A 25,781-nucleotide genomic window follows, 5' to 3' on the forward strand; every position below is an offset into this window, starting at 1 on the left:
AGGCCCACCGCCTGGACGAGCTGGCCCCGGAGCGGATCGAGGTGCCCGAGCGGTTCACGGATCCGGGCTGGACTACACCGACCCGGCCGCGCCGGTGCTCGCGGTCAAGCTGCAGGAGACGTTCGGCTGGCCGGCGGCCCCGCGCGTCGCGGACGGCCGGGTGCCGGTGCTGCTGCACCTGCTCTCCCCCGCCGGCCGGCCGGTGGCGGTCACCGCCGACCTGGCGTCGTTCTGGCGTACCGGCTATCCCCAGGTCCGCTCCGAGTTGCGCGGGCGCTATCCCCGGCACCCGTGGCCGGAGGACCCGGGAACGGCGACGCCGACCCGGCGTGCCACCCCGCGACGGCGCTGAGCGGCGGGCTACTCCTCGACCACGTCGGCCACCACCACTGTGACGTTGTCCGGTGCGCCGGCGTGCAGGGCCAGGTCGATCAGCTTGCCGGCGCAGGCGCCCCGGTCGGGGTAGCCGCCGAGCACCTCGGTGAGGGTGTCCGGGCGGACCACGTTGGAGAGGCCGTCGCTGCACAGCAGCCACCGGTCCCCGGCCCGGGGCACCATGTCGCGTACGACGGGGAGACCTCGTCGCCCTGCAACGCCTGGGTGACCACGGCCCGGCGCGGGTGGCTGCTGGCCTGATCCGCGGTGATCACGCCCTGGTCCACCAGCATCTGGACGAACGTGTCGTCCCGGGTGACCTGCTTGAGCACCCCCTCGCGGAACAGGTAGGCCCGGGAGTCGCCCACGTGGGCGAGGGCCAGGCAGCTACCGGTGCGGGCGAAGAGCAGGGCGGTCAGTGTGGTGCCCATGCCCTGGCGCTCGGCATCCTCGGCGACCGCCTGCCGGATCCGGGCGGTGGCCAGCGCGATGCCACCTTCGAGCGCGGCCACCAGGGCGTCCTCCGGGGTCTCCACATCCAGTGGCGCGACAGCCTCGATGGTGAGGGCACTGGCCAGGTCGCCGGCGGCCATCCCGCCCATGCCGTCGGCCACGGCGACGAGCCAGCTGCCGGCGTGCAGGGCGTCCTGGTTTCCGCTGCGGATCAGCCCACGGTCGCTCGTTCCCACGGAACGCAGCTTCAGGGTCATGGGAGGCAGCCTGCCAGGCGAAGGGCGCAGTTGTCTCTAGGAGATCAGGACGTCGGCGCGTGGCGCGGCGAATCTCACGTCTGGGTGACGGCGCGGGTCGGTACCCCCGCCGGCCGACCGCCTCGTCGACCGGGACAACCCATCCAACCGGATCAATTGACATCGCCTACCGACGCTGGAAACATCGAGCCGATAACTGGGAGCGCTCCCAGCTTCTTTGTCGCCACCACCGTCCCGTTTCCGTCCCGGAAGGACTCCCCGTGACGTCATCCCGACGCCGCCTCCTGTTGGCAGCGGCGACCTCTCTGGCCCTCACCGTCGTGGGCGCCGGCGCGGCCCACGCCGCCCCACCACCGGACGCCCCCGAGCAGATCGACAACGGCGACTTCAGCGCCGGGGTGAGCCCCTGGTTCTCCTTCGGCACCGGCGCGCTCGCGGTCACCGACGGCCGGCTCTGCACCACAGTCGCGGGTGGCCTGGCCAACCCGTGGGACGCCGGCATCGGCCAGGACGGCGTGCCGCTGATCGCCGGCGCCGAATACACCCTCGGTTTCGCCGTCTCCGCCACCCCCGGCGCCGCGGTCAAGGCCGTGCTGCAACTCGGCAGCGCCCCCTACACCACGTACGCGGCCGTGGACGCCACCGCGACCGGCACCGCCCAGCGGGTCGAGCAGACCTTCACCGTCCCGGACGACAACCCCAACGCCCAACTGATCTTCCAGGTCGGTGGCGCCGCCGAGGCGCAGACCATCTGCCTGGACGACGTCTCGCTGCGCGGCGGTGAGCCGCCCGAGCCGTACGTGCCGGACACCGGGCCACGGGTGCGCGTCAACCAGGTCGGCTACCTCCCCGGTGGGCCGAAGAACGCCACAGTCGTCACCGAGGCCACCACGGCGCTGCCCTGGCAGCTGCGCTCCGCCGCCGGCACCGTCGTGGCCAGCGGCACCACCACCGCACGTGGTGTCGACGCAGCCTCCGGGCAGAACGTGCACACTGTCGACTTCTCCAGCTACCGCACCCCGGGCAGCGGCCTGACGCTCACCGTCGACGGCGAGACCAGCCACCCGTTCGACATCTCCGGCACCCTCTACAACCAGCTGCGTTCCGACTCGTTGCAGTTCTTCTACGCCCAGCGCAGCGGCATCGCCATCGACGGCGACCTGATCGGCGACGAGTACGCCCGGCCCGCCGGCCACCTCGGCGTCGCCCCCAACCAGGGCGACACCAACGTGCCCTGCCAGCCGGGTGTCTGCGACTACTCGCTGGACGTACGCGGCGGCTGGTACGACGCCGGCGACCACGGCAAGTACGTGGTCAACGGCGGCATCGCCACCTATCAACTGCTGAACACCTTCGAGCGGACGAAGACGGCGGCCACCGCGGCCGGCGGCGCCGGGCTGGCCGACAGCACGCTGCGGGTGCCCGAGCGCGGCAACTCCGTGCCGGACATCCTCGACGAGGCCCGCTGGGAGCTGGAGTTCCTGCTGCGCATGCAGGTCCCGGCCGGCAAGCCGCTCGCCGGCATGGTCCACCACAAGATCCACGACCAGAACTGGACCGGTCTGCCGCTCGCCCCGCAGGACGACCCGCAGCCGCGCGAGCTGCACCCGCCGTCGACGCGGCCACCCTCAACCTGGCCGCCACCGCCGCCCAGTGCGCGCGCCTGTTCGCCCCGTACGACGCGGCGTTCGCGAACCGGTGCGCCGCCGCGGCGAAGACGGCCTACAGCGCGGCCAAGGCCCACCCGGCGGTGTACGCCAGCCCGACCGACGGCACCGGCGGCGGCGCGTACGACGACAGCAACGTCACCGACGAGTTCTACTGGGCGGCGGCCGAGCTGTACCTGACCACCGGCGCGCAGAGCTACCTGACCGACCTGACCGCCTCGCCGCACCACACCGGCAACGTGTTCGACCCGCGGGGCTTCGGCTGGCAGAGCGTGGCCGCGCTGGGCCGCCTCGACCTGGCCACCGTGCCGAACGGGCTGCCCGCCGCCGACCTGGCCCGGGTCCGCGCCTCGGTCACCACCGCCGCCGACACGTACCTCGCCGAGCTGCGCCGCCAGGCGTACGGGCTGCCGATGCCCGGCGACGCGAACAGCTACTTCTGGGGTGGCAACAGCAACGTCATCAACAACGCCGTGGTGCTGGCCACCGCGTTCGACCTGACCCGCAACGCCGCCTACCGCGACGGTGCCGTGCAGGCGATGGACTACATCCTCGGCCGCAACGCCCTGAACATCTCCTACGTCACCGGCTGGGGCGAGCACGCCGCGCAGAACCAGCACAGCCGGATCTTCGGCCACCAGCTCGACCCGAGCCTGCCCCGACCGCCCGCCGGCTCCCTCGCCGGTGGCCCGAACGCGGCCCTGCAGGACCCGTTCGTGGCGCAACTGCTCGCCGGCTGCGCGCCGATGTTCTGCTACGTCGACGACATCAACTCGTACTCGACGAACGAGGTGGCGATCAACTGGAACTCGGCGCTGGCCTGGATCGCCTCGTTCCTGGCCGACCAGGGTGACTCCGGCGCGGTGCCGGCGACCACCTGCTCGGTGAGCTACACCAACTACGGCGCCTGGCAGGGCAACACCGGGTTCACCGCGCAGCTGACCATCCGCAACACCGGAGCCACGGCCGTCAACGGCTGGAACGTGCGGTTCGCGTTCACCGGCGACCAGCGGGTACGCGAGGCGTGGCTGGCCAAGGTCACCCAGTCCGGCGCGACGGTGACCGCCCGCAACGAGTCACACAACGCCAAGATCGCACCGGGCGGCACTGTGACGTTCGGCTTCAACGCCACGACGGCCGGCGGCGCCAACCCCAACCCCAGCCTGGTCACGGTCAACGGCGCGGCCTGCTCGTTGACCTGACCCCGCGCCTGGTGGCCGTCCTTCCCCCGGGGCGGCCACCAGGGTCACGCGGCCGGCGGTGACCGTCGGTCACCCTCCCGGGGAGCGGATCTGGTGCTGGACGGTATACCTGTGGGGCATATTTATGCCTCACAGGTATACCGCTCTCAAGCGGAGCCCGGCTTGGCGGGCCGGCCACAGCGCGCACTCCACCCCGACCAACGGACTTACTGCCCCTGGCCGCTCGCCGCGTTGTGCTCGGCGACCAGGCCTGGAAGGTCGTCGAGCGAGTCGATCCGGAACAGGCACCGCTCCGCCACGGCCGGGAGATCGAGGATGTGTCCCCACGGCGAGCGCCGGATCAGGCACGCCTTCAGCCCCGCAGCCAGGGCCGGGCGGGCGTCGTTGTCGGGCCGATCGCCGACGTACAGGATCGACGACGGGTCGCCGCCGCCCTCGGCGACGACCCGGTCGAAAAAGGCCGGTGCCGGCTTCGCCACGCCCCAGCCGTGCGACGTGCCGATCACGTCCACGGGAAGGTCGAGAGCGCGCAGGCTCGCCTCGGCGTGAGCAGGCTGGTTACCGGCCAGCCCCACCGTCAGGCCCTGCGCCTTGAGGGCGCTCAGGCACCCTCGCGCGTCCGGGTAGAGATCCTCCTCGCCGAACGTCTCCGGTCGGCCCGCGGCCACCCGGCGGTCCAGCTCGGCCGCCAGATCGAAGTCGGGTCGAAAGACCCGGAACGTCTCCTGGTAGTCCAGGCCCCTCGCGATCACCGCGCCGAAGACCGCCGAGAAGGTGTGCCGTGGGACGCCGAGCCAGTCCGCCCACGCCGCGAACTCGTGGGATTCGTCGAGGATCGTCCCACCGACATCGAAGAAGACCGTGTTGATCATTGTCCATCCCCGTCCTGATCCAGCCGTCGACGGATCGTAGTGGCGGGCATCATGCCCGATGCCCGCCGAGCGACGGCAGGTGCCGCCCCACCAGCTACCGGCGGGCTGTGACGAGCGCCGCAGCGTCCGAGGGCTCGGTGCGCAGGTCCCGGCCCCTAGGGTCGGGAGGTGAGCACCCGGGCGGGGTTTCTCGGCCGCTGGCGGTCGCTGTCGCCGCTGCCGCCGGCGGGCCGGCTGCGCACGCTGTCGCTGGCCACCCTCGCCAACACGGTCGGCACCGGGCTCTGGGTGACCGGTGCGGCGCTCTACCTGACCCGCGCGGTGGGGCTCACCCCGACCGAGGTGGGGTTCGGGCTCACCGTCGCCGCTCTGGTCGGGCTCACCGCCAGCGTGCCGCTCGGTGGGCTCGCCGACCGGCGTGATCCGCGGACGCTGCGGGCGGTCCTGCAACTGGCGCAGGCCGCTGTCGGCGCCGGGTACCTGCTGGTCGGTTCGTTTCCGGTCTTCCTGCTGGTAGCCAGCCTGGACGCGCTGCTGGTCTCCGGCAACCTGGCGGTCCGGGCCGCGCTGGTCGCCGTTGTCGCTGGCTCCGAGGGTCGGGTGCACGCCTTCGCCACGCTGCGGGCGGTGGCCAACCTGGGAGTGGCACTCGGCGCCGGGTTGGCCGCGTTCGCGCTGGTGGCGGAGACCGGGTGGGCGTACCGGGTGCTGGTGCTCGGCAACGTCGTGACCTATCTGGTCTCGGCAGCGCTGATCATGCGACTTCCGTCGTGTCCGCCGGCCGCACGGCGGCGCGGCCGGGGCCCGGTCGCGCGTTACGCGACGGACCGTTCCTCGCGGTCGTCGGGGCCTCGGCCGTGCTCTCCCTGCACTGGGTGGCGCTGACGCTGGTGCTGCCACTGTGGGTGGTGACCCACACCGACGCGCCGCCGGTGACGGTCTCCGCCGTGCTGCTGGTCAACACGGTGCTCACCGTGCTGTTCGCGGTACGACTGACTCGTGCTGCCCGGCACGCGCTGCCGGCGGCGGCGACGATGCGCCGGGCCGGGCTGGTGCTCGCGGCCGGGATGCTGCTCTGGGCCGCCACCGGGGTCGTGCCCACCGCGCCGCGATCGTCCTGCTGCTGGGCGCCACCGTGATCTACACCCTCGGCGACCTGTGGCACGGCGCGGCCGGGGCGGCGCTGGCCTACGACCTCGCCGCCCCGGATGCCATCGGCGCCTACCAGGGGGTGGACACGCTGCTCGCCGGGCTGGCCCGCGCGGCGGGACCGGCGCTGCTGACCTGGCTGATCCTCGGCGGCGGCCCGGCCGGTTGGCTGGTCCTGGCCGGGCTGCTCGCCGTCACCGGCCTGGTCGTGCCGCCACTCACCCGCAGGGCGCTCGCCAGCCGGGCCGACTCGGCCCCGGCCAGCGATCAGCCGATCGCCTCGTCGACGTAGCACCAGCGCCAGGCCTCGCCCGGCTGCGCGGACTGGATCACCGGGTGACCGGTGGACGCGAAATGCTTGCTCGCGTGCTGGTTGGGCGACGAGTCGCAGCAGCCGACCTGGCCGCAGCTGAGACAGGTGCGCAGGTGCACCCAGTAGGTCTCGCCGATGGCGACGCAGTCCGCGCACTCGTCCGGGGTGCGCGGCTCGGCGGCGGCGGCCTCGGTCAGATGCTCACAGCTCACTTCTCGACCTCCCGCAGCAACGACTCTTCCAGGTCCAGGTCACGATAGGCCCGCACCAGCACCTCCTCAGGGATCCGACCGGAGTCCCGGGCAGCCCGGAACACCTCCCGCTCGGCGTCGATCATTTCCTGTCGTAGCCGACCGTACGCCTGCGACGGGGTCTCCCGCTCGGTGCCACCGAGCCGCTCCCAGGCCAGGTTGGTGCGGTCCTCCACCGCCCGGCGCAGCCGCTGCACCACCGGCTCCGGGGCGCTGTCGGCCAGTTCGTCGAGGCGCTCCTGGGCAGCCCGGCTGGCCTGCTGCTGCACCCCGGCCGCGGACAGCGCGTCCTGCACCGGGTCGTCCTGCGGCAGTTTCAACCGCCGGGCTACCAGCGGCAGCGTGGCACCCTGGCCGACCAGAGTGAAAACGATCACCGCGAAGGCCAGCCAGATGAACAACGCCCGGGGGTACGACTCGTCGCCGGCCAGGGTCAGTGGCAGGGCCAGCGCCGCGGCCAGGGTCACCACGCCCCGCATCCCGGCCCAGCCGATGATGATCGGGAACTTCGGCGACAGTCGGGCGTCACGGCGGCGGACCCGGGGAACCAACCGGGCCAGGTAGGTGGCCGGGAAGAGCCAGACGAACCGGGTCAGGAACACGGTGGCGAGCACCGCGAAGGTGATGATGAGCAGCGAGCCGACCGGTTCGTCGAGGTCGCGCAGAACCTCCCGCAGTTGCAGCCCGACCAGCAGGAAGACCAGACCCTCCAGCAGGAAACGGACCAGCCGCCAGAACGCCCCGACCTGCAACCGGGACGCCGCCGACAGCAGCTGGGGCAGCTTGTGGCCGAGCACCAGGCCGGTGACGACCACCGCGACCACACCCGAGGCGTGCAGGTGCTCGGCGGTGAACACCACAGCGAACGGAATGATCAACGACAGCGCGTTGTCCAGCAGCGGATCGGTGATCCGCCGGTGCAGGAAGCCGAAGACCAGCGCCCCGAGCGCCCCGATCAGGATGCCGCCGCCGGTGGACCGCAGCACCTCGATGGCGATCTTGTCGGTGCCGACGGCCGTGCCGGCGGCGGCCATCGTCGCGACCCGCAGCAGCACCAGTGCGGTGGCGTCGTTGACCAGGCTCTCGCCCTCCAGGATGGTGACGACCCGGCGGGGCAGCCCGACCCGCCGGGCCACCGCCGTGGCGGCCACCGCGTCCGGCGGGGCGACCACCGCGCCGAGGGCCAGGCAGATCGCGAACGGCAGCTGGGGCAGCAGCAGGTGCAGCACCAGCCCGACCACGAACGCGGTGAACAGCACCAGGCCGACCGCGAGCAGCAGGATCGGGCGGATGTTGGTCTTGAACGCCGGTACCGAGGTCTCCAGCGCGGCCACGTAGAGCAGCGGCGGCAGGATGCCGACCAGCACCAGCTCCGGGTCCAGTTCGACCTGCGGGAAGCCCGGCACGAAGGAGAGCGCCAGACCGAACACGACCAGCACGATCGGCGCGAGCAGGCCGAGCCGGCGGGCCAGCGCGGCGCCCAGGGTGGCGATCGCCAGGAACACGACGACCGGAAACAGGCTCTCCATGGGGTACGAGCCTAGGGGTACACCTGTTCGGCCTCGATCAGCCGGCCGGGCGTAGCTTCGGCAGCACCTCGGCGCCGAACGCGTCGATGAAACCGCGCTGCTCCTGCCCGACGTGGTGCAGGGCGATCTGGTCGAAGCCGAGGTCCACGTACTCCTCCAGCCAGCCGACGTGCCGGCCCAGGTCCGCTGAGATGTTCACCACCTCGGCGACCCGGCTCGCCGGCACCTCGGCGGAGACCACGTCGAAGTGCTCGACCGTCTCCAGGTCCCAGCAGACCGGCGGGGCGAAGACGTTGCTGCGCCACTGGTCGTACGCGATGGCCTCGGCCTGCGCCTGCTCCGGGGCCCAGGAGACGTGCACCTGCAGGTGCAGTGGTCCGCGCCCGCCGGCGTCCCGGTACGCGTCGATCATCTCGCGCAGGTGTGCCACCGGTGCGTTCACGGTGATCAGCCCGTCCGCCCACTCGGCACACCAGCGGGCGGTGGCCACGCTGACCGCGGCGCCGACCAGCGCGGGCGGCTGCTCGGGGCGGGTCCACAGCCGGGCCCGGTCCACCCGGACCAGGCCGTCGTGGCTGACCTCCTCGCCGGCCAGCAGTGCCCGGATCACGTCCACGCACTCGCGCAGCCGGGCCGCCCGGACGTCCTTGCGCGGCCACGGGTCGCCGGTGATGTGCTCGTTGCTGGCCTCGCCGGTGCCCAGCGCCGCCCAGAACCGCCCCGGGTACATCGCGCCGAGGGTGCCGATCGCCTGCGCGATGATCGCCGGGTGGTACCGCTGGCCGGGCGCGTTGACCACGCCGAACGGCATGCCGGTGGCCTGCAACGCCGAACCCAGCCAGGACCAGGCGAAGCCGGACTCGCCCTGCCGGGCGCTCCACGGGGAGAAGTGGTCGGAGCACATGGCGGCGTCGAAGCCGGCCCGCTCGGCGTGGATCACCGCCTCCAGCAGGGCGCGTGGACCGATCTGCTCATGCGAGGCGTGGAATCCGAACGTCGTCATGGGCGCACTTCCTACCCAGCACGGCAGCGCCTGATGCGTGCGCTATTCCGCGTGTGCCCCCGCGCCGGCCGAGGCGGCGCCCTCGCCCACCCAGACCGTCTTGGTGTTGCAGAACTCCCGCATGCCCAGCGCGGACAACTCGCGCCCGTAACCGGAGTTCTTCACCCCCCCGAACGGCAACTGCGGGTACGACGTGGTCATCCCGTTGACGAAGACGTTGCCCGCGTCCAGGTCGGTGGCGAAGCGCTCCTGCTCGGCCGGGTCCCGGGTCCAGGCGTTCGAGCCGAGCCCGAAGCTGGTGCCGTTGGCGACCTCGACGGCCTCCTCGTACGACGACACCCGGTACAGGCCGGCGACCGGGCCGAAGACCTCCTCGGACCACATCCGCATCCCCGGGGTCAGGTCGGTGACCACTGTCGGCGGGTAGAACCAGCCGTCGCCGGTCGGCGGCTCGCCGCCGCAGAGCACTGTGGCCCCCTTGTCCACCGCGTCGCGGACCTGGGCGTGCACCTCGTCGCGGCCACGCTCACTGGCCAGTGGCCCCACGTCGGTGTTCGGGTCCATCGGGTCGCCGACCCGCAGTGCGGCCATGTTCGCGGCGAACCTCTCGGCGAAGGCGTCGAACACGTCGGTGTGCACGATGAACCGCTTCGCGGCGATGCAGGACTGGCCGTTGTTCTGGCAGCGGGCGGTGGTCGCCACCTCTGCGGCCCGGTCCACGTCGGCCGAGGGCATCACCACGAAGGGGTCACTGCCGCCGAGTTCGAGGACTGTCTTCTTCAGCTCCCGGCCGGCGATCTGGGCGATGGAGCGGCCGGCGGGTTCGCTGCCGGTCAGGGTGGCGGCGCGTACCCGGGGATCGCCGAGGATCCGCTCGACGGCGTCCGAGCCGACCAGCACTGTGGTGAAGGCCCCCTCCGGGAAGCCGGCACGGCGGAACACGTCCTCCAGCAGCAACGCGGTCTGCGGCACGTTCGAGGCGTGCTTGAGCAGGCCGGTGTTGCCGGCCATCAGCGCCGGGGCGGCGAAGCGCATCACCTGCCAGAGCGGGAAGTTCCACGGCATCACCGCGAGCACCACGCCGATCGGCTGGTAGCGGATGAACGCCCGGGTCGCCTGCACGGCGGCGGCGTCGGCCGGCTCGTCGGCGAGGAAGGCGGGCGCCTGGTCGGCGTAGAACCGGGCGGCCGTCGCGCACTTGGTCACCTCGGCCTGCGCCGCGACGTACGTCTTGCCCATCTCGGTGGTCATGATCCGGGCGATCTCGTCGCGCTCGGCGTCCAGCAGGTCGGCTGCGGCGTTCATCCACTGGGCGCGCTGGTCGACTGTCGTCTCCCGCAGCTGTTCGAAGGCGAGGTGGGTGCGCTCGATGGCACCGTCGAGCTGCTCGGTGGACATCGCCTCGTAGGTCTTGAGCACCTGTCCGGTGGCGGGGTTGGTGGTGGCGATGTGGGGCATCTCGTCCTCCTGTCACTCGAACAGCGAGTGTCGTACGCCCGGCTCCTCGCGGCGGCGGGCGGCGCGGCGGCGCTGGATCACGACCAGGTCGACCACGGCGACCACGGCGAAGATCGCGCAGAGTACGCCGAGCCAGGCGATGCCGGCCCAGAACGCCAGCACCGCGAAGATCACCATGATCACCAGCCCGAAGCTGGCGAGGGTCAGCCGGAGGTTCAGCGCGCTGTACGCGTGGCCGACCGTGCCACGGGCGCGCCGGGGCTGCGATCTCGTCATACCCACCGACCTACCCCCGATCGTCACCGTTAACCGGGCCCGGACACCTCGGTCCGTCGCGCCCGGCGCCGCGCGACACCGCTGCGCCGGGGTAGGCCGCGAGGTGCGCCGGTGTGCTCGATTACATCCGTTCGCGTGGCACCCCCCGCCGACCGCAGGATGGGCGCATGTCAATGACCCTCGCCGTGCCGGTGACCGTCGCCATCGCCCGCCGTGTCGATCCGGGCCGGGCCAGCGAGATGGTGGCCTGGATGCGGGCCGGCACCGCGCTGGCCGAGGCGTTTCCCGGGTTCCTCGGCGCCGGCTGGGTGCAGAGCGGCCCCGGTTCGCCGGAGTGGCACATGCTCTACCGCTTCGCCGACGACGACACGTTGCGGCGGTGGGAGGAGTCGCCGCAGCGGCGCTGGTGGCTCAGCTCGGCGCAGGGCATCGTCGAGCACACCCGGGTCGAACGGCGTACCGGGATCGAGGGCTGGTTCGACAGGCCGCTGGAGCACTCGGTGGACCCGGTGGCGCCGAGCGCCCCGCCGTCGCCCCCGAGGTGGAAGCAGGCAGTGACCATCTGGTTGGCGTTCTTCCCGCTGAGCCTCAGCGCCACCCTGCTGACCAGTCACTTCCTCGCCGCGGTGCCGCTGACGGCGCGGGTGCTGCTGATGACGCTCTGCCTGACTCCGCTGATGACCTATCTGGTGCTGCCCCGGATCACCCGGGCGTTGCACTGGTGGCTGCACGGACAGCCGGCCCCCTGGCGGGCCCTATAGCACCCGGACGGCATGCGCGTCGGCGCTCTGCCGCATACCCGACAGCAACTTCCCGGCAAACCACGTCCTACGCATAGAGTTACCGCGCTGTCGCACTCCGCTGCGGGAACGGGGGATGTCATGCCTCGACGCTGGGTCGCCGCCGTGGCCTGCCTGGCGGCGCTGGTCGCGCTGGCCTGCGAGGGCGGCAACGCCGCGACGCCACGCCCCACCAGAAGCGCTCCGCCGTCGAGCGGGCCGGGTGGCATCGCGGCGCTCGGCGACTCGATCAGCACCGGCTTCGCCTCCTGCCTGGTGCTCACCTCCTGCGAGCGCAACTCCTGGTCGACCGGGGACGGCCTGCGGGTGCAGAGCCACTACCGACGACTCCTGGAGCAGAACCCGGCAGTCCGGGACCGGACCTACAACCACGCCCGCCCCGGGGCCCGCGCCGACGCGCTGGAGGGCCAGGCCCGGGCAGCGGTACGCGACCGCCCCGACTACGTCACAGTGCTGATCGGCGCCAACGACGCCTGCCGGGGCGGGGTGGACGCGATGACGCCGGTCGCGAAGTTCCGGGCCGACGTGGACCGGGGGCTGCGGTGCTGCGCACCGGCCGGCCGAAAGCCCGGGTGCTGGTGGTGAGCATTCCCGACCTGTACCGGCTCTGGGAGGTCGGGCACACCGACTCCCGGGCGACCCGCGCCTGGCGACGCGGCATCTGCCCCGCCCTGCTGGCCGAGGCGACGTCGACGGCGCCCGCCGACAGGGCGCGCCGGGCCGCGGTGCGGGAGCGGATCGACGCGTACAACGCCGAGCTGAAGGCGGCCTGCCGGGCGTACGGCTCACGCTGCCGGCACGACGGCGGCGCGTTGCACAAGGTCCGGTTCACCCTGGACCAGCTCAACCCGCTGGACTGGTTCCACCCCAACGCCACCGGCCAGGGCCGCATCGCCGAGGTGACCTGGCGCTCCTCGGGCCTGGCCAACTGAGTGTGCGGGCGGCGCCGTCGCGGCGCCGGACGGAGGCGTCAGGGCTGACGGGGCTCCGGAACAGCGGTGCCGCGGGCCCGGTAGAGAGCCCGGGACCGCTGCGCGAGGTCCTTCGTGGCCGACGAGTTGGCCCAGGTGCCGAGCACGATGGCCGCGCCAGGAACGATCTTGGCGACCATCCGCTTGGCGGCCCGCACGCCGGCCATCTGCGCCAGCCGGACACCGAGTTGCAGCATCACCCGACCGAGCGGGCGTTGACCGCCCAGGCCGAACAGCGCGTCGGCGCGTTCCCGACCGGCGGCCACCCCGAGCGCCAGCCGGGCGCTCTCGGCGACCTTGTGCACCCGCTGGAGCACCAGCAGGTCGGTGGCCCGATCGCCGTGCAGCGGGTCGACGTCGTACGCGGCGGCGATGTGCAGCACCATCCGCGCCTGGGTCCAGGCCAGCACGCCCACGTCGATCACGGCACCGGGTAGGCCGGCCGCGCCGGAGACCGCGCCGGAGAGCCGAGCCAGGTTGACGAACTTGCGGGCCGCCTGGTCGGCCAGGACGTCGGCCGAGACGCCGGGCTGCTCGGCCCGGGCCCGGCCGGCCCACTGCGCGGCCTCCGGCCCGAGGCGGCGCACCGCCTCCAGGGCGAGGTGCTCCGGCGCGTACTGCGGGTCGTCCCGCATCCGGTCCCAGAGCCGGCCGGCGGACCGTCGGGGGCGTCCACCGGCCCGGCTGGCGGGCTGCCGGACGGCTGCGGTGCGGGAACGGCGGGCTGGCCGTCCGCGGGTGGGGTGTCGGTCACCAGGTCTCCCCAGGGGTGGGAACGGCGGACAGGGCGGCCGATGGAGCGGTCAGCGGCGGCGGTTGGACAGTCGGGCCGCCAGCCCCTTCAGCTTCTGCTGGTTGGCCGGCTTCCCCATCTCCCGACGACCCCGCTCGACCAACTGCTGCCCCTTCGGTGATCTCAGGAACGTGGTGATCCGCTGCATCAGTGACATGGCGTCCTCCTGTCGGTGATCCCTCAGTCATGTGTACCCCGAACCCGCAACACATGTACCCGGGATGCGACAGCCTCAACCCTGACCGTCCATAGTGGTCGGTAGGTTACCGCCCGGCCGGCACGATGGCGTCAACGACCCGGGTGGCCCGCCACTCGTGCTGCTGGTAGTGCTCGGGGTAGGCGGAGACCTGCACCGCCTGGGCGGCGTCAGTGAGTCGCATCCGCTCCCACCCGGGCACCTGCTCCAGCGCGGCGAGGAACTGCCGGGTGGCGTACTCGGGGTCCATCAGCCGACCCACCGGACCCCAGCCGCTGCTGGAACGCTGCTGGAACAACCCGACCGAGTCGTGGTCCCAGCCGACGCCCTGGTGCGGGTAGTCCTGCGACTCGGGCAGCACACCGCTGGCCACGTTGTAGAGGTTGCTCTCCTGCATCGCGGTGGCCACCGCGATCACCAGGCCCCGGCGCGGCACACCCATCTTGCGGCCGGTGCGGACGATCGCCTCGGCGTTCTCCATCTGGTCCTCGTCCAGGCCGGCGACGGCGCCGGGTCGGTCGGGCGAGCCGGGGCGACCCTGCGGGCCGGGGCGGTGGTGTCCGGGTCGGCGGGGGTCGCCGCCGCGGACGCGCTCGGGGCAGCCGTGCGGTCGAACCCACGGGAAACCCGCTGCTGCTCGGCGCGCTGCGCCAACTCCGCGCTGGCGGGCGACCCGGTCCGGGTCGACGCGTCCGCGCTCTCGTCCCGGACCTGGGCGACGGCGGCCAGGCCGAGGCAGCAGACCACACCGGTGGCGAGGGCCAGCTGCGCCCGGCGGCGGCCGGTCAGGTCCCGGGCGTACGCCCGAAGCCGACTCGCGGCGGTTGTCCGTTCGGCTGAGGTGCCATCCTCCGTATCGGCAGTGGGGCTGCTCGGGGCGTACGGGTCGTCGAGGGTGCCGTCGTCACGCATCAACCGAGGCTAGGCAGGCGGAAACGCCGATCACGCACGGTGATCACGTGGTGCTCGCCACAGATTCGGCCCACCGTGGTGGACGACCCGGCCCGGGCGACCCGCCCGAGGAACGGACCTCGCGTACCGGATGAAGCCGGCGGGGCTCCCGGACCGGCACGAGCATGGACAGGACCGGACATCGCGCCAGCGAGCCTGACATGATCGACAAACTCGGCCTTTGGTCCGAACCGCACATCGGCCGATCGGCCAGGAGGGTCGGCCCGGTGGCGTAAACAGCCGATTGGTCCGGTCATGCCCATGCCCCGGTCAACGGATCGCCCCGCGCAGGAATGCACCAGGATGGCGGGTAAGTTGCCCGAACGGGTGCCCGCCACGCGTGGGCGCCCCGCAGGCACATTCCAGGGAGGTCCGCACCGGTGCTCGACCCACACGAGCTGTACCAGCTCACCGACGATCTGCCCGACCTCGGGCAGCCGGTCCTGATCCAGGCCCTCACCGGGTTCGTGGACGCCGGAAACGCCAGTCGACTGGCGCGTGAGCAGCTGCTCACCTCGCTGGAGGGCCGGCCGATCGCCACCTTCGACGTCGACCAGCTCTTCGACTACCGCTCGCGACGACCGGTGATGACCTTCGTCGAGGACCACTGGGAGAGCGTCGACGCGCCGGAGCTGGTGCTGCACCTGCTACACGACGACGACGAGACCCCGTTCCTGCTGCTCACCGGCCCCGAACCGGACCTGCAGTGGGAGCGTTTCGTGGCCGCCGTCGCCGGGCTCGCCGCCCGGCTGGACGTCCGGCTCACCGTCGGGCTCAACTCGATCCCGATGGCGGTCCCGCACACCCGGCCGACCGGGGTGACCGCGCACGCCACCCGCCCCGAGCTGATCGCCGGTTACGAACCCTGGCTGCAACGCGTCCAGGTGCCCGGCAGCGTCGGTCACCTGCTGGAGTTCCGGCTGGGCGAGCAGGGCCGCGACGCGCTGGGCTTCGCCGCCCACGTGCCGCACTACGTGGCGCAGACCGAGTACCCGGCCGCCGCCGAGGTGCTGCTCACCTCGGTCTCGCGCAGCACCGGGCTGCTGCTGCCCGGCGACGGGCTGCGCTCGGCCGCCGAGGTGGTCCGGGTGGAGATCGACCGGCAGGTCGCCCAGACCGAGGACGCGGCCGCCCTGGTCCAGGCCCTGGAGGAGCAGTACGACGCGTTCGCCCGGGGCCGGGGCGAGAAGAACCTGCTCGCCCCGGACGCCGGTCCGCTGCCAACGGCCGACGAACTCGGCGCGGAGCTGGAACGCTTCCTCGCCGAACAGACCCGTCCCGGCGACACCCCGGGCAGCTGACCCGGCGGTCGGGGGGCGGATGCGGCAGGCTGGGGGCATGCGCCTGGCGACCTGGAACGTCAACTCGGTGAAGGCCCGTCTGCCCCGGCTGCTCCAGTGGCTGGCCGACACCGGGCCGGACGTCGTCTGCCTACAGGAGACCAAGTGCCCGGACGGCGCCTTCCCGGTGACCGAGGTGGGCGCGCTCGGCTACACAGTGGCCAGCCACAGCGACGGCCGGTGGAACGGGGTCGCCATCCTGTCCCGGGTCGGGCTGGACGACGTCCGGGTCGGGTTCGCCGGCGAGCCGGGCTTTCCCGAGCCGGAGGCCCGCGCCATCTCCGCCAGCTGCGACGGGGTGCGGGTCTGGTCGGTGTACGTGCCCAACGGCCGGACGCCGGACGACCCGCACTACGCGTACAAGTTGGCCTGGTTCGCGGCGCTGCGCGACGCGCTGGAGGCGGAGTTGACCGGCGAGCTCCCGCTGGTGGTCAGCGGTGACTTCAACGTCGCCCCGACCGATGCCGACGTCTGGGATCCGGCGGTCTTCACCCACTCCACGCACGTCACCCCGGCCGAGCGGGCGGCCCTCGCGGCACTTCGTGACCTGGGCCTCAGCGACGTCGTGCCGACTCCGATGAAGGGCCCGCACCCCTTCACCTACTGGGATTACCGGGCCGGCATGTTCCACCAGAACAAGGGCATGCGCATCGACCTGGTGTACGCGTCCGCGCCGTTCGCCCGCGCGGTCCGCGCCGCCTACGTGGACCGCGAGGCCCGTAAGGGCAAGGGCCCCTCCGACCACGCGCCGATCGTGGTCGACGCGGACCTGGTCCCGGTCGTCGAGGCGTTCTGAGCCCGCCGCGCGCCACTCCGCTACGTCGTCATGCCCGAGATCTTGGACAGTTTCCGTCCTTGGCGAACGGAAACTGTCCAAGATCTCGGCACGCCGTTGCCGGCACCGGTGGGCCGGCTGCGGAAGCGGACCGCAGTGTGCCGGCCGCTGGGGCGTGCCGGGATGGCTACTGTGGGCAGATGGCAGTCGTGAAGATCAACGCAATCGACGTCCCGCCCGGCGGCGGCGCGGAGTTGGAGAAGCGGTTCGCCGCGCGGGCCGGCGCGGTGCAGGGCTCCCCCGGCTTCCTCGGCTTCGAACTGCTCCGACCGGTGGCCGGCGAGACCCGCTACTTCGTCTACACCAAGTGGGAGAGCGAGGAGGCGTACCAGGCGTGGGCCGCCGGCCCCTCCCGCGCCGCCCACGCCGCCGCCCCCGGCGAGAAGCCCCGCCCCCCGGTCGCCACCGGTGCCACCCTGCTGGAGTTCGAGGTGGCCCTCGAGGTCCCCCAGCACTGACCCCCCGACTCAAGGCGGGTGCGCGCGGCGGCCGGCACCGTGATCGTGCTCGATCCTGGATAGAGTCCCCTCCGCGCAGCGCGAGGCCACCACATCCTGGATCGAGCGCGATCTTGATGCGGCGAACCGCTCGACCTGCCGGCGGCGAGCCGGTTCAGGGCTTGCGGGAGGACTGGAGGGTGGCGAAGGCGATCACGTTGTCGGCGTAGCCGGTGCGTCCGCCGATGAACTGGCCGCCGCAGGTGATCAGGCGCAGCCCGGGTGCGCCGTCGTGGCCGTAGATCCGCTCGGCGGGCAGCCGGTCCTTGGGGAAGTGCTCGACGGTGTCGACCTTGAACACCACCGTCGACCGGTCTGCCCGGGTCACCTCGATCAGGTCGCCGGGCTTGAGCTTGCCCAGGTCGTAGAAGACCGACGGGCCGCTCTTGGTGTCCACGTGCCCGACGATGACCGCCGGGCCGGGCTCGCCCGGGGTCGGCCCACGGTCGTACCAGCCGGTCTCGTTCTGCTTCTCCAGCGGCGGTACGGCGATCGAGCCGTCCCGCGCCTGCCCGACCGGGGCCACCGGCGCGGCCACCTTGATCGCCGGCACCGTGAGGCGTACCGGGCGGCTGGCCGACAACCCGACCGACTCGCTGCGGGCCGGCCGGTCCCCGGCCGCCGGGGCCAGGTCGAACGGGCCGACCGAACGGCCCAACCCCGCCCCGGTGGCGAAGACCCCCGCCAGCACCAGCACCACTGCCAACGGCACCGACCAGGGGCTGCGGCCGGACGGACGACTGCGCCGAGGGGCGACGGCGGTCGGCGGGCGAGCAGCCACCGCCGGGCGATCCGCGATCGACGGGCGGTCATCCCGCGTTCGGCGGTCGTCCCCGGGCCATCGGTCGTCGCGCGATGGGCGGTCATCCCGCGTTCGGCGGTCCTCCCCCGGCCAGCGGTCGTCGCGCGGTGGGCGGGCACCGGGGGACGGGCGGGAACCGGCCGAAGGTGCGGAGCCCGGGCCGCCGGGCTGGCGGGAACCGGCCGAAGGCGCAGAGCCGGGGCCGCCGGGCTGGCGGAATCCGGGCGGCGGGGACGCGGGTCGGAAGATCTCCATGGCGGGCTCAGCGGCGCGCGGCGGCTCGGGCGGTACGTGGACGACGCAGCGCCACCACGGCGAGGATCAGCCCGGTGACGGTCAGCGCCGCGCCGACGGGCAGCAACAGTGAGCCGGTCGTCCCACCCGCGCCACCGCCGAAGCCGGTGGCCGGGCCACGGCTCGGGTAGCTCGGGACCTTCTTGACCACCTGGAGCATGGTCGAGGCGGTCTCGCCGTCGCGGCACTCCAGCTTGACCCGGTAGTTGCCGGGACGCGTGCGCTCGCGCACCATCGGCGCGGCGGTGAGCACCCCGCCCTGCGGCTGCACGCCGACCGCCCCGAACGCGTCGGAGACCACCGTGGCGCCCACCGAGTTGTCCCGACAACTGGCCCGGATGCCGACCAGGTAGCCGGGCTGCACCGTGCTGGGACTCACCTCGACGAAGATGTCCACCACCGGCGTCGGCTGGGGCGCGCCCCCGGGCGGACCCTCAGGCTGCGGCGCGGGCGCCAACCGCTGCGGCGCGGGCGCGACGACCGCTACCCGTTCCGGCGCGGCGATCGCGGGCGCGGCAGCCAACAGCGGCGCGGCCAGCAGGGGGGCGGCGAGCACTGTCGCCACCGACAGGGTCACTGCGCCACGGGTCAGTGTCACGATGCCCCCTCTCGAGGCCGCGCGGCCGAGTCGGGCAGCGGAGCACCCGACCTGCCGTACCAGTTGGATCCTCTCATTTCCGGTCGCACATCACATCCGATCCGCCGACGGCGTCGCGTACGCTCGGGTCGCTGTGACCACCACCGACCACGCCCCCGCCGTCCCGCGCACGAGCCGGACGATCCGTACATTCCACCCCCGTCGGGGGCGGATGAGCGAACGGCAGACCGACGCGCTGCGCCGGCTCTGGCCCGCGTACGGCCTGGCGGTGCACGACGGGCCGGTGGTGCCCGTCGACCTGGCCGACCTGTTCGGCCGTCGGGCGCCGGTGGTGCTGGAGATCGGCTCGGGCATGGGCGACAGCACCGCCGTGATGGCTGCCGCTGACCCGGATCGAGATTATCTGGCGGTCGAGGTGCACACGCCGGGAATCGCCAACCTGCTCGACCTGGTGGACCGCGCCGGCCTGGGCAACGTACGGGTGGCGCAGGGCGACGCGTTGTCCCTGGTCAACGGCTTGCCCGAGGGTGTGTTGGACGCCGTGCACGTGTTCTTCCCGGACCCGTGGCCAAAGGCCCGCCACCACAAGCGGCGGATCATCCAGCCGACGCACGTGGCGTTGCTGCGGTCCCGGCTGCGGGTCGGCGGCGTGCTGCACTGCGCGACCGACTGGGCCGAGTACGCCGAGGCGATGCGGGAGACCCTGGAGGCGGATCCGGAGCTGGTGGACGCGTACGGCGGCTTCGCACCGCGGCCGGCGCACCGCCCGGTGACGAAGTTCGAGCGGCGGGCGATCACTGCCGGCCGACCGGTGGCCGATCTGCTCTACCGCCGCCGGTGATTGGCGAGGGCCGTGGCCGGCCCAACGCGGCGTCCGGAACCGGCGGACGGGGGTCCGGCCGAGGCCGGGTTGGCGTACCGGGGCATGATCCAGGCACCATGGACAGGCTATGACGCTCACCGCCGCGCTGCCGACAAGCGCCGACCCCGACACCCTCTTCGACGCGTTCGCCGGCTGGGCGAAGGAGCGCGGCCTCGACCTCTACCCCCATCAGGAGGAGGCGGTCATCGAGATCGTCTCCGGCGCCAACCTGATCATGAACACGCCCACCGGCTCGGGTAAGAGCCTGGTGGCGATCGCCGCGCACTTCGCGGCCCTCGCCGACAGCCGGACGACCTTCTACACCGCGCCGATCAAGGCGTTGGTGTCGGAGAAGTTCTTCGCGCTCTGCGAGGTCTTCGGCGCCGAGAACGTCGGCATGCTGACCGGCGACGCCAGCGTCAACGCCGACGCCGACGCCCCGATCATCTGCTGCACCGCCGAGATCCTGGCCAACCTGGCGCTGCGCGAAGGCACGAAGGCCGACGTCGGCCAGGTGATCATGGACGAGTTCCACTTCTACGCCGAGCCCGACCGGGGCTGGGCGTGGCAGGTGCCGATCATCGAGTTGCCGCAGGCCCAGTTCATCCTGATGTCCGCCACCCTGGGAGACACCACCCGCTTCGTCGACGACCTGACCCGGCGCACCGGACGGCCGACCGCCGTCGTGCGCACGGCAGAGCGGCCGGTCCCGCTGATCTTCTCGTACGCGATGACGCCGTTGCACGAGACGCTTGAGGAGCTGCTGGAGACCAAGCAGGCCCCGGTGTACGTGGTGCACTTCACCCAGGCCGCCGCGCTGGAACGCGCCCAGGCGCTGACCAGCGTCAACGTATGCACCCGCGCCGAGAAGGACATGATCGCCGAGGCGATCGGCGGTTTCCGGTTCACCGCCGGCTTCGGCAAGACGCTGTCCCGGCTGGTCCGGCACGGCATCGGTGTGCACCACGCCGGCATGCTGCCCAAGTACCGCCGGCTGGTGGAGACCCTCGCCCAGGCCGGCCACCTCAAGGTCATCTGCGGCACCGACACCCTCGGCGTCGGCATCAACGTGCCGATCCGCACCGTGCTGTTCACCGGGCTGTCCAAGTACGACGGGGTGCGGACCCGGCTGCTCAAGAACCGGGAGTTCCACCAGATCGCCGGCCGGGCCGGGCGGGCCGGCTACGACACCATCGGCCGGGTCGTGGTGCAGGCCCCCGAGCACGTCATCGACAACGAGAAGGCGCTCGCCAAGGCCGGCGACGACCCCAAGAAGCGGCGCAAGGTGGTCCGCAAGAAGCCACCGGAGGGCTCGATCGGCTGGGGCCAGCCCACCTTCGACCGGCTGGTCGACGCCGAGCCGGAGCCGCTGACCTCCAGCTTCCAGGTCAGCCACTCGATGCTGCTCAACGTCATCGGCCGGCCCGGGGACGCGTTCACCGCGATGCGGCACCTGCTCACCGACAACCACGAGGAGCCCGCCGCCCAGCGCCGGCACATCCGCCGGGCGATCGCCATCTACCGGGCGCTGCGCGCCGGTGGGGTGGTCGAGGAGCTGCCCGAGCCGGACGAGACCGGCCGGCGGATCCGACTCACCGTCGACCTCCAGCTCGACTTCGCGCTCAACCAGCCGCTGTCCCCCCTCGCGCTGGCGGCCATCGAACTGCTCGACGCCGAGTCCCCGTCGTACGCGCTCGACGTGCTGAGCGTTATCGAGTCGATCCTCGACGACCCCCGGCAGATCCTCTCCGCGCAGCAGTTCAAGGCGCGCGGCGAGGCGGTCGCCGCGATGAAGGCCGAGGGCATCGAGTACGAGGCCCGCCTCGAACTGCTCGAGGACGTGACCCACCCGAAGCCCCTGGCCGAGCTGCTGGAGGCCGCGTACGAGATGTACCGGCAGGGCCACCCCTGGGTGGCCGACCACCAGCTCTCCCCCAAGGCCGTGGTCCGGGACATGTACGAGCGGGCGATGACCTTCACCGAGTACGTGCAGTTCTACGGGCTGACCCGCTCGGAGGGTCTGGTCCTGCGCTACCTCGCCGACGCGTACAAGACGCTGCGGCAGACAGTGCCCGAGGACGCCAAGACCGAGGAGCTGATCGACCTCATCGAGTGGCTGGGCGAGCTGGTCCGCCAGGTCGACTCCAGCCTGATCGACGAGTGGGAGCGGCTGCGCAACCCGTCCGACGTGGTTGAGGTGGCCCAGGCGCACGCCGCCCTGACCGACCGGCCGCCGGCGGTGACCCGCAACGCGCGGGCGTTCCGGGTGCTGGTCCGCAACGCGCTGTTCCGTCGGGTCGAGTTGGCCGCGCTGCGCCGCTGGGACCTGCTCGCCGAGCTGGACGCCGAGGACGGCTGGGACTACGACGCGTGGGCCGACGCGCTGGGGCCGTACTTCGAGGCGTACGACTCGATCGGGGTGGGTCCGGACGCCCGTGGTCCGGCGCTGCTCATGATCGAGCAGGGTCGGGAGCGGTGGACCGTACGGCAGATCTTCGACGACCCGGACGGCGATCACGACTGGGGCATCAGCGCCGAGGTCGACCTGGTCGCCTCGGACGAGGTGGGTGCCGCGGTCGTCCGGATCACCGACGTCGGCCAGCTCTGACACCAGCTTCCGGTTCGGCCTGGTCCTGGCCGGGCGAACCTGGGGTGGCTGGCCCGCTGCCGGCCGGCTCGACCCGACCGGACGCGGGTGGCCCGGGTCCCACCGGGTGACCCGGGCTCGACGCGACCGGTCCCGGTCGACGTCGGCTAACCGGCCCGGGCGGCCGCCTTGATCCGGCGCACCGCCTCGGCGGCGCCACCGTTCCACGGCGTGCCGTGACCGGGGAGGATCCAGGTCGCCCCCAGGTCCTCGATGCCGGCGAGCGAGGCGAGCGCCAGCGCCGGGTCGTCGGTGAACGGCGCCGGCTGCGGGCCCGGCCGACCGGTCAGCACGTGTCGGGTGGTCAGCGCGTCGCCGACGAACACGGCGTCGGCGATCGGCACGTGCACGGCGATGCTGCCCGGCGAGTGGCCGGGCATCCCGATGACGCGCGGCGCGCCGGGCAGCTCGAGCACCTGACCGTCGCGCACCGGGACCACTTCGCTGAGGTAGGTGGTGCGCAGCCCGCCCTTGCGGCTCGCGTACCAGATGAAACGCGCCGTCGCGCCCACCTTGAACGGGCCGAAGGGAACCTTGGATTTGACCTCGCCGCGGGCGCGGGCGGCGTCCGCGCCGTGCACGTAGACCGGTACGCCGTGGTCGCGCCGGAGCCGTTCGGCGAAGCCGATGTGGTCGGTGTCGCCGTGGGTGAGGATCAGACCCCGGACGTCGGCGAGCGAACGGCCCATGCCGGACAGCTCCGCGACCAGGTCCGCCCAGTGACCGGCGAGGCCGGCGTCCACGACCGTCACGCCCTCCTCGGTCTCGATCAGGTAGGCGGCGACGATGTCGTTGCCGATGCGGTGCAGGTGTGGCCCGAGCTTCATGCTGCCTCCCGAAGATGACGCGACGATCTGATAGCTACGATACATAGCCATGATGCCTAAGGTCCATAGCTATCATGGTGTCGGTCCTCACCACCCGCGAAGGAGCACCGCATGCCGACCCCCGACCGCACCTCGCTCGCCGACATCGTCACGGCCGCCCGCCACATCCTGGAGTCGCAGGGACTTCCGGGCCTGACCATGCAGGCGGTCGCCGAGCGGGTCGGCGTACGCGCGCCCTCGCTGTACAAGCGGGTCCGCAACCGCGACACCCTGATCCGGCTCGTCGCCGAAGCCACCGTGCGCGAGATGGGCGAGCGACTCGACGCCGTGGCCGGCAGCGGCGACCCGCGCAGGGACCTGCGCGAGCTGGCCCACGCCTTCCGCGCGTTCGCCCACGCCCACCCGGCCGGCTATCACCTGATCTTCAACAACGGTCCGGCGGAGACCCGGCCCGACCTCGACACCCTCACCCTGGCCAGCGCCCCCGCCCTGCGCGTCGCCGCCGATCTCGCCGGGCCCGAGCACGCCCTGCCCGGCGCCCGCATGATCACCGCCTGGGCCAACGGCTTCGTCAGCATGGAGCTCGCGGGCGCCTTCAACCTGGGCGGCGACCTCGACGAGACCTTCGAGTTCGGCATCACCCGGCTGACCGCCGCGCTCACCGCCGGCACACCGCCCCGGGTCGGCTGACCGACGGCCGGACCGGCTGGCCCCGTGGTGTCGCGGGCATCACTTCGCACCGCGCCCGCCCGCCCGGTACTGTCCCAACTAACCGGACTCACGTGTCCGGATAGCCGAGGAGACTGCCGATGACACCGGTACGCATCAGCGACGCGATCCGTGACGTGGCGTTCGCGCCGCGCCTGGAACTGCCCGAGGCGCTGGACAAGTACTACGCGCCGGGCTTTACGCACAACAGCGACGGTCGCACCCGCGACCGCGAGGAGTTCGCCCAGATGTGCGCGGGCATCCGCAGCCAGGTCGCCGAGGGCGAGGTGACAGTGCTCGAGGAGTTGTACGACGGTTCGCAGTACGCCGAGCGGCACCGCTACAAGATGACCCTGACCGACGGGACTGTCGTCCACCGCGAGATGTACTTCTTCGCGACGTTGGCCGAGGACGGCCGCTTCCAGCAGGTTTACGAGACCGGTTTCGACGTTGACTGACGAGGGGGTCCGAGACGCCCGCCTCTCGGAACCCCGACGGACGGTGACCGGAAACGCGCCCCGACGCGCGGACGCGCTGCGCAACCACGACCGGGTCATCGCCGCCGCCCGGGAACTGTTCGCCGAACGCGGCCTGGACGTCACGGTGCCCGAGGTGGCCGCCCGGGCCGGGGTCGGACGGGCGACGGTCTACCGAAGCTACCCCAGTAAAGAGGAGTTGGTGCTGGCCGTCGCACGGGAGAGCTTCCGCGCGTTGGAGGAGCGCACGCTGGCCGCGATCGCCGCCGACGACGCCTACCGCGCCTTCGTGGCCTACCTGCCCGACCTGCTCGAACATCTCCGCCGCGACCGCGGCCTCGCGGCGGCGTTCCTGGAGGCGCGCCTGGTGCCCGCCGCCAGGCTCGTTGACCTGATCGGCAGGCTGGTCGAGGCGGCGAAGGCGGCCGGCCCACTCCGCCCGGACACCGGCGTGCTCGACGTTCGGATCGTCCTGTGCGGCGTCATTCGCCAGCTCATCGTGCTGGACGAGCGCGAGCCGGCGGTCTGGCGTCGCTACGCGGACGTCATCCTCGCCGCCTTCCGTTCCTGACCCGCCCCAGGAGCGCCGGCAGGTCCCGGCGCGGTGCCCACACCAGCTGACAGGACGGCCCTTCCGGTGCCCAGAATCGCTGGGCGATGTCAGAGGTGTCGATTAGAATGTATGTACTAATCGAGTTCCTGACCTGGGAGGACGCCCGTGACCGCGCCCGCCTCCACGCCCCTCACCCCCTACGCCACCCTGCTCGGTTTCACCCGCTACGTCGACCGCACCGGCCCCACCAAGGCGACCTTCGTCGGCGGGCTGCGTAAGCAGCGCGCCAGTCGGTCCGGCTTCAACCCACACGGCCAGTTCGTCAAGGCGCTCAAGGCCGACATCGCCTTCCACACCGGCGGCTCGCACCTGACCGGGGTGGTCGACGTGGTCAAGCCCCGCTGGCGCCCGCTCTACCAGGCGCTCGTTCCTGGCGCCACGGCCTGGCTGCACTCCCTCGGCGAGCCAGCCGCCGTCGACCTGGTCCAGACCCGCGACGCCCTGGCCATGCTGGGCGACCTACCCGTCAAGATCAACCCCCACTTCGGGGTACGCCATGCCGACGGTCGCGCCGAAGCGGTCCGCCTGCACTTCGACGAGACCCCACCGAGCGAGGAATCGGTGCTCGCCACCCTGCACCTGATGGCCCGCCACATGGACGCGGTCCTCCCGCACGCCGAGCCGGTCCTGGTCGACGTCCGTCGCGGTAGGGCCCACCACATGCCCACCGACGCCAAGCCCGACCAGATCGAACGCTGGCTGGCCGGCGAAGCCGCCGCCTTCCGCGCCATCTGGTCCACCGCCGCCTGACCCCACTCCCCACTCC

25 protein-coding genes and 5 pseudogenes are annotated in these 25,781 nt (G+C 72.4%); 16 read left to right on the forward strand and 14 right to left on the reverse strand.

Annotated features, from left to right (window positions below; translation table 11 throughout):
- Positions 1-352: pseudogene (locus tag JM949_RS16370) on the forward strand (ATP-dependent helicase C-terminal domain-containing protein); the annotation flags it as partial.
- Positions 353-360: 8 nt separating this feature from the next.
- Here the strand turns inward: JM949_RS16370 and JM949_RS16375 are convergent.
- Positions 361-1,085: pseudogene (locus JM949_RS16375) on the reverse strand (PP2C family protein-serine/threonine phosphatase).
- A 398-nt stretch (positions 1,086-1,483) separates the two neighbouring features.
- On the opposite strand from JM949_RS16375, the pseudogene JM949_RS16380 reads away from it, so the two are divergent.
- Positions 1,484-3,954, forward strand: a pseudogene (locus JM949_RS16380) (glycoside hydrolase family 9 protein).
- A 206-nt stretch (positions 3,955-4,160) separates the two neighbouring features.
- On the opposite strand, the gene JM949_RS16385 reads toward JM949_RS16380, so the two are convergent.
- On the reverse strand, positions 4,161-4,826 hold the full coding sequence (locus JM949_RS16385; protein WP_203149323.1) for an HAD family hydrolase: 666 nt from the start codon (positions 4,824-4,826) through the stop codon (positions 4,161-4,163).
- Positions 4,827-4,994: 168 nt separating this feature from the next.
- On the opposite strand from JM949_RS16385, the gene JM949_RS38815 reads away from it, so the two are divergent.
- The 3 genes from JM949_RS38815 to JM949_RS38825 are packed head-to-tail and all read left to right on the forward strand — an operon-like array spanning position 4,995 to position 6,267.
- Positions 4,995-5,711 (forward strand): MFS transporter, encoded by a 717-nt coding sequence (locus JM949_RS38815; protein ID WP_309232186.1) that lies wholly within the window; start codon positions 4,995-4,997, stop codon positions 5,709-5,711.
- Positions 5,702-5,965, forward strand: coding sequence for a hypothetical protein (locus JM949_RS38820; protein WP_305070596.1), 264 nt, complete (start codon positions 5,702-5,704; stop codon positions 5,963-5,965). The genes JM949_RS38815 and JM949_RS38820 overlap by 10 nt, the downstream gene beginning before the upstream one ends.
- Positions 5,962-6,267 carry a hypothetical protein gene (locus JM949_RS38825; protein WP_305070597.1) on the forward strand — a complete coding sequence of 102 codons (306 nt, stop codon included), beginning with the start codon at positions 5,962-5,964 and terminating at the stop codon, positions 6,265-6,267. The genes JM949_RS38820 and JM949_RS38825 overlap by 4 nt, the downstream gene beginning before the upstream one ends.
- On the opposite strand, the gene JM949_RS16395 is transcribed toward JM949_RS38825, so the two are convergent.
- Genes JM949_RS16395 through JM949_RS16415 form a run of 5 tightly spaced genes read right to left on the reverse strand, consistent with a single transcriptional unit; the run spans position 6,243 to position 10,805 of the window.
- On the reverse strand, positions 6,243-6,500 hold the full coding sequence (locus tag JM949_RS16395) for a UBP-type zinc finger domain-containing protein (RefSeq protein ID WP_203149324.1): 258 nt from the start codon (positions 6,498-6,500) through the stop codon (positions 6,243-6,245). The genes JM949_RS38825 and JM949_RS16395 overlap by 25 nt on opposite strands.
- Entirely contained in the window at positions 6,497-8,068 is a 1,572-nt protein-coding gene (locus JM949_RS16400; RefSeq protein ID WP_203149325.1) for a Na+/H+ antiporter, read from the reverse strand. The genes JM949_RS16395 and JM949_RS16400 overlap by 4 nt, the downstream gene beginning before the upstream one ends.
- Positions 8,069-8,105: 37 nt before the next feature.
- A complete protein-coding gene (locus JM949_RS16405) occupies positions 8,106-9,071 on the reverse strand; it encodes a TIGR03885 family FMN-dependent LLM class oxidoreductase (protein ID WP_203149326.1) in 966 nt (321 codons plus the stop codon).
- Between the two features lie 42 nt (positions 9,072-9,113).
- Positions 9,114-10,529, reverse strand: a complete 1,416-nt coding sequence (locus tag JM949_RS16410) for an NADP-dependent succinic semialdehyde dehydrogenase (protein WP_203149327.1) — start codon at positions 10,527-10,529, stop codon at positions 9,114-9,116.
- A gap of 12 nt (positions 10,530-10,541) precedes the next feature.
- A complete protein-coding gene (locus tag JM949_RS16415) occupies positions 10,542-10,805 on the reverse strand; it encodes a DUF6343 family protein (RefSeq protein WP_203149328.1) in 264 nt (87 codons plus the stop codon).
- Positions 10,806-10,972: 167 nt separating this feature from the next.
- Between JM949_RS16415 and JM949_RS16420 the strand changes: the two genes are divergently transcribed.
- The gene (locus JM949_RS16420; RefSeq protein WP_203149329.1) at positions 10,973-11,566 is read left to right on the forward strand and encodes an antibiotic biosynthesis monooxygenase; all 594 of its coding nucleotides are present in this window, start codon (positions 10,973-10,975) and stop codon (positions 11,564-11,566) included.
- A 120-nt stretch (positions 11,567-11,686) separates the two neighbouring features.
- Positions 11,687-12,537, forward strand: a pseudogene (locus JM949_RS16425) (GDSL-type esterase/lipase family protein).
- Positions 12,538-12,575: 38 nt separating this feature from the next.
- Here JM949_RS16425 and JM949_RS16430 read toward each other — a convergent pair.
- From JM949_RS16430 to JM949_RS37180, 4 genes and pseudogenes are all read right to left on the reverse strand, one after another.
- Positions 12,576-13,330 (reverse strand): annotated as a pseudogene (locus JM949_RS16430) (EcsC family protein).
- 49 nt (positions 13,331-13,379) lie between these two features.
- Positions 13,380-13,526: a hypothetical protein gene (locus JM949_RS16435; protein WP_203149330.1), complete on the reverse strand. Its 147-nt coding sequence runs from the start codon at positions 13,524-13,526 to the stop codon at positions 13,380-13,382.
- A gap of 106 nt (positions 13,527-13,632) precedes the next feature.
- Positions 13,633-14,046 (reverse strand): hypothetical protein, encoded by a 414-nt coding sequence (locus JM949_RS37175; protein ID WP_238433285.1) that lies wholly within the window; start codon positions 14,044-14,046, stop codon positions 13,633-13,635.
- Entirely contained in the window at positions 13,980-14,477 is a 498-nt protein-coding gene (locus JM949_RS37180) for a hypothetical protein (protein ID WP_238433286.1), read from the reverse strand. Before JM949_RS37180 ends, JM949_RS37175 begins: the two co-directional genes overlap by 67 nt.
- A gap of 419 nt (positions 14,478-14,896) precedes the next feature.
- On the opposite strand from JM949_RS37180, the gene JM949_RS16445 reads away from it, so the two are divergent.
- From JM949_RS16445 to JM949_RS16455, 3 genes are all read left to right on the forward strand, one after another.
- Positions 14,897-15,817 (forward strand): proteasome assembly chaperone family protein, encoded by a 921-nt coding sequence (locus JM949_RS16445; protein ID WP_203149331.1) that lies wholly within the window; start codon positions 14,897-14,899, stop codon positions 15,815-15,817.
- A gap of 37 nt (positions 15,818-15,854) precedes the next feature.
- The gene (locus JM949_RS16450; protein WP_203149332.1) at positions 15,855-16,652 is read left to right on the forward strand and encodes an exodeoxyribonuclease III; all 798 of its coding nucleotides are present in this window, start codon (positions 15,855-15,857) and stop codon (positions 16,650-16,652) included.
- A gap of 179 nt (positions 16,653-16,831) precedes the next feature.
- Entirely contained in the window at positions 16,832-17,149 is a 318-nt protein-coding gene (locus JM949_RS16455; protein ID WP_203149333.1) for an antibiotic biosynthesis monooxygenase family protein, read from the forward strand.
- A 154-nt stretch (positions 17,150-17,303) separates the two neighbouring features.
- On the opposite strand, the gene JM949_RS16460 is transcribed toward JM949_RS16455, so the two are convergent.
- Positions 17,304-17,969: a class F sortase gene (locus JM949_RS16460; protein WP_203149334.1), complete on the reverse strand. Its 666-nt coding sequence runs from the start codon at positions 17,967-17,969 to the stop codon at positions 17,304-17,306.
- Positions 17,970-18,252: 283 nt separating this feature from the next.
- On the reverse strand, positions 18,253-18,885 hold the full coding sequence (locus JM949_RS16465; protein WP_203149342.1) for a hypothetical protein: 633 nt from the start codon (positions 18,883-18,885) through the stop codon (positions 18,253-18,255).
- Positions 18,886-19,015: 130 nt separating this feature from the next.
- Between JM949_RS16465 and trmB the strand changes: the two genes are divergently transcribed.
- Positions 19,016-19,723 (forward strand): tRNA (guanosine(46)-N7)-methyltransferase TrmB, encoded by a 708-nt coding sequence (trmB, locus tag JM949_RS16470; protein WP_407664776.1) that lies wholly within the window; start codon positions 19,016-19,018, stop codon positions 19,721-19,723.
- Between the two features lie 109 nt (positions 19,724-19,832).
- Positions 19,833-22,352 carry a DEAD/DEAH box helicase gene (locus tag JM949_RS16475; RefSeq protein WP_203149336.1) on the forward strand — a complete coding sequence of 840 codons (2,520 nt, stop codon included), beginning with the start codon at positions 19,833-19,835 and terminating at the stop codon, positions 22,350-22,352.
- Between the two features lie 146 nt (positions 22,353-22,498).
- Here JM949_RS16475 and JM949_RS16480 read toward each other — a convergent pair whose 3' ends face one another.
- Positions 22,499-23,218 (reverse strand): MBL fold metallo-hydrolase, encoded by a 720-nt coding sequence (locus tag JM949_RS16480; RefSeq protein WP_203149337.1) that lies wholly within the window; start codon positions 23,216-23,218, stop codon positions 22,499-22,501.
- A gap of 111 nt (positions 23,219-23,329) precedes the next feature.
- Between JM949_RS16480 and JM949_RS16485 the strand changes: the two genes are divergently transcribed.
- The 4 genes from JM949_RS16485 to JM949_RS16500 all read left to right on the forward strand — a co-directional run bounded on the left by JM949_RS16485 (position 23,330) and on the right by JM949_RS16500 (position 25,765).
- On the forward strand, positions 23,330-23,908 hold the full coding sequence (locus JM949_RS16485) for a TetR/AcrR family transcriptional regulator (protein WP_203149338.1): 579 nt from the start codon (positions 23,330-23,332) through the stop codon (positions 23,906-23,908).
- A 119-nt stretch (positions 23,909-24,027) separates the two neighbouring features.
- Positions 24,028-24,384, forward strand: coding sequence for a nuclear transport factor 2 family protein (locus tag JM949_RS16490; RefSeq protein ID WP_203149339.1), 357 nt, complete (start codon positions 24,028-24,030; stop codon positions 24,382-24,384).
- 43 nt (positions 24,385-24,427) lie between these two features.
- A complete protein-coding gene (locus JM949_RS16495) occupies positions 24,428-24,973 on the forward strand; it encodes a TetR/AcrR family transcriptional regulator (RefSeq protein WP_203149340.1) in 546 nt (181 codons plus the stop codon).
- Positions 24,974-25,120: 147 nt separating this feature from the next.
- Positions 25,121-25,765 carry a hypothetical protein gene (locus tag JM949_RS16500; protein ID WP_203149341.1) on the forward strand — a complete coding sequence of 215 codons (645 nt, stop codon included), beginning with the start codon at positions 25,121-25,123 and terminating at the stop codon, positions 25,763-25,765.
- Positions 25,766-25,781 lie beyond the last annotated feature (16 nt).

The sequence above is a fragment of the Micromonospora tarensis genome (genome assembly GCF_016803395.1).
Classification (GTDB): Bacteria; Actinomycetota; Actinomycetes; order Mycobacteriales; family Micromonosporaceae; genus Micromonospora; species Micromonospora tarensis.

Bases quoted from the DNA above. Each gene is read 5' to 3' on its own strand.
- JM949_RS16385 (WP_203149323.1), bottom strand. From the start codon at position 4,826: ATGATCAACACGGTCTTCTTCGATGTCGGTGGGACGATCCTCGACGAA.
- JM949_RS16400 (WP_203149325.1), bottom strand. From the start codon at position 8,068: ATGGAGAGCCTGTTTCCGGTCGTCGTGTTCCTGGCGATCGCCACCCTG.
- JM949_RS16405 (WP_203149326.1), bottom strand. From the start codon at position 9,071: ATGACGACGTTCGGATTCCACGCCTCGCATGAGCAGATCGGTCCACGC.
- JM949_RS16410 (WP_203149327.1), bottom strand. From the start codon at position 10,529: ATGCCCCACATCGCCACCACCAACCCCGCCACCGGACAGGTGCTCAAG.
- JM949_RS16415 (WP_203149328.1), bottom strand. From the start codon at position 10,805: ATGACGAGATCGCAGCCCCGGCGCGCCCGTGGCACGGTCGGCCACGCG.
- JM949_RS16420 (WP_203149329.1), top strand. From the start codon at position 10,973: ATGTCAATGACCCTCGCCGTGCCGGTGACCGTCGCCATCGCCCGCCGT.
- JM949_RS16435 (WP_203149330.1), bottom strand. From the start codon at position 13,526: ATGTCACTGATGCAGCGGATCACCACGTTCCTGAGATCACCGAAGGGG.
- JM949_RS37175 (WP_238433285.1), bottom strand. From the start codon at position 14,046: ATGGAGAACGCCGAGGCGATCGTCCGCACCGGCCGCAAGATGGGTGTG.
- JM949_RS37180 (WP_238433286.1), bottom strand. From the start codon at position 14,477: ATGCGTGACGACGGCACCCTCGACGACCCGTACGCCCCGAGCAGCCCC.
- JM949_RS16450 (WP_203149332.1), top strand. From the start codon at position 15,855: ATGCGCCTGGCGACCTGGAACGTCAACTCGGTGAAGGCCCGTCTGCCC.
- JM949_RS16455 (WP_203149333.1), top strand. From the start codon at position 16,832: ATGGCAGTCGTGAAGATCAACGCAATCGACGTCCCGCCCGGCGGCGGC.
- JM949_RS16475 (WP_203149336.1), top strand. From the start codon at position 19,833: ATGACGCTCACCGCCGCGCTGCCGACAAGCGCCGACCCCGACACCCTC.
- JM949_RS16480 (WP_203149337.1), bottom strand. From the start codon at position 23,218: ATGAAGCTCGGGCCACACCTGCACCGCATCGGCAACGACATCGTCGCC.
- JM949_RS16485 (WP_203149338.1), top strand. From the start codon at position 23,330: ATGCCGACCCCCGACCGCACCTCGCTCGCCGACATCGTCACGGCCGCC.
- JM949_RS16490 (WP_203149339.1), top strand. From the start codon at position 24,028: ATGACACCGGTACGCATCAGCGACGCGATCCGTGACGTGGCGTTCGCG.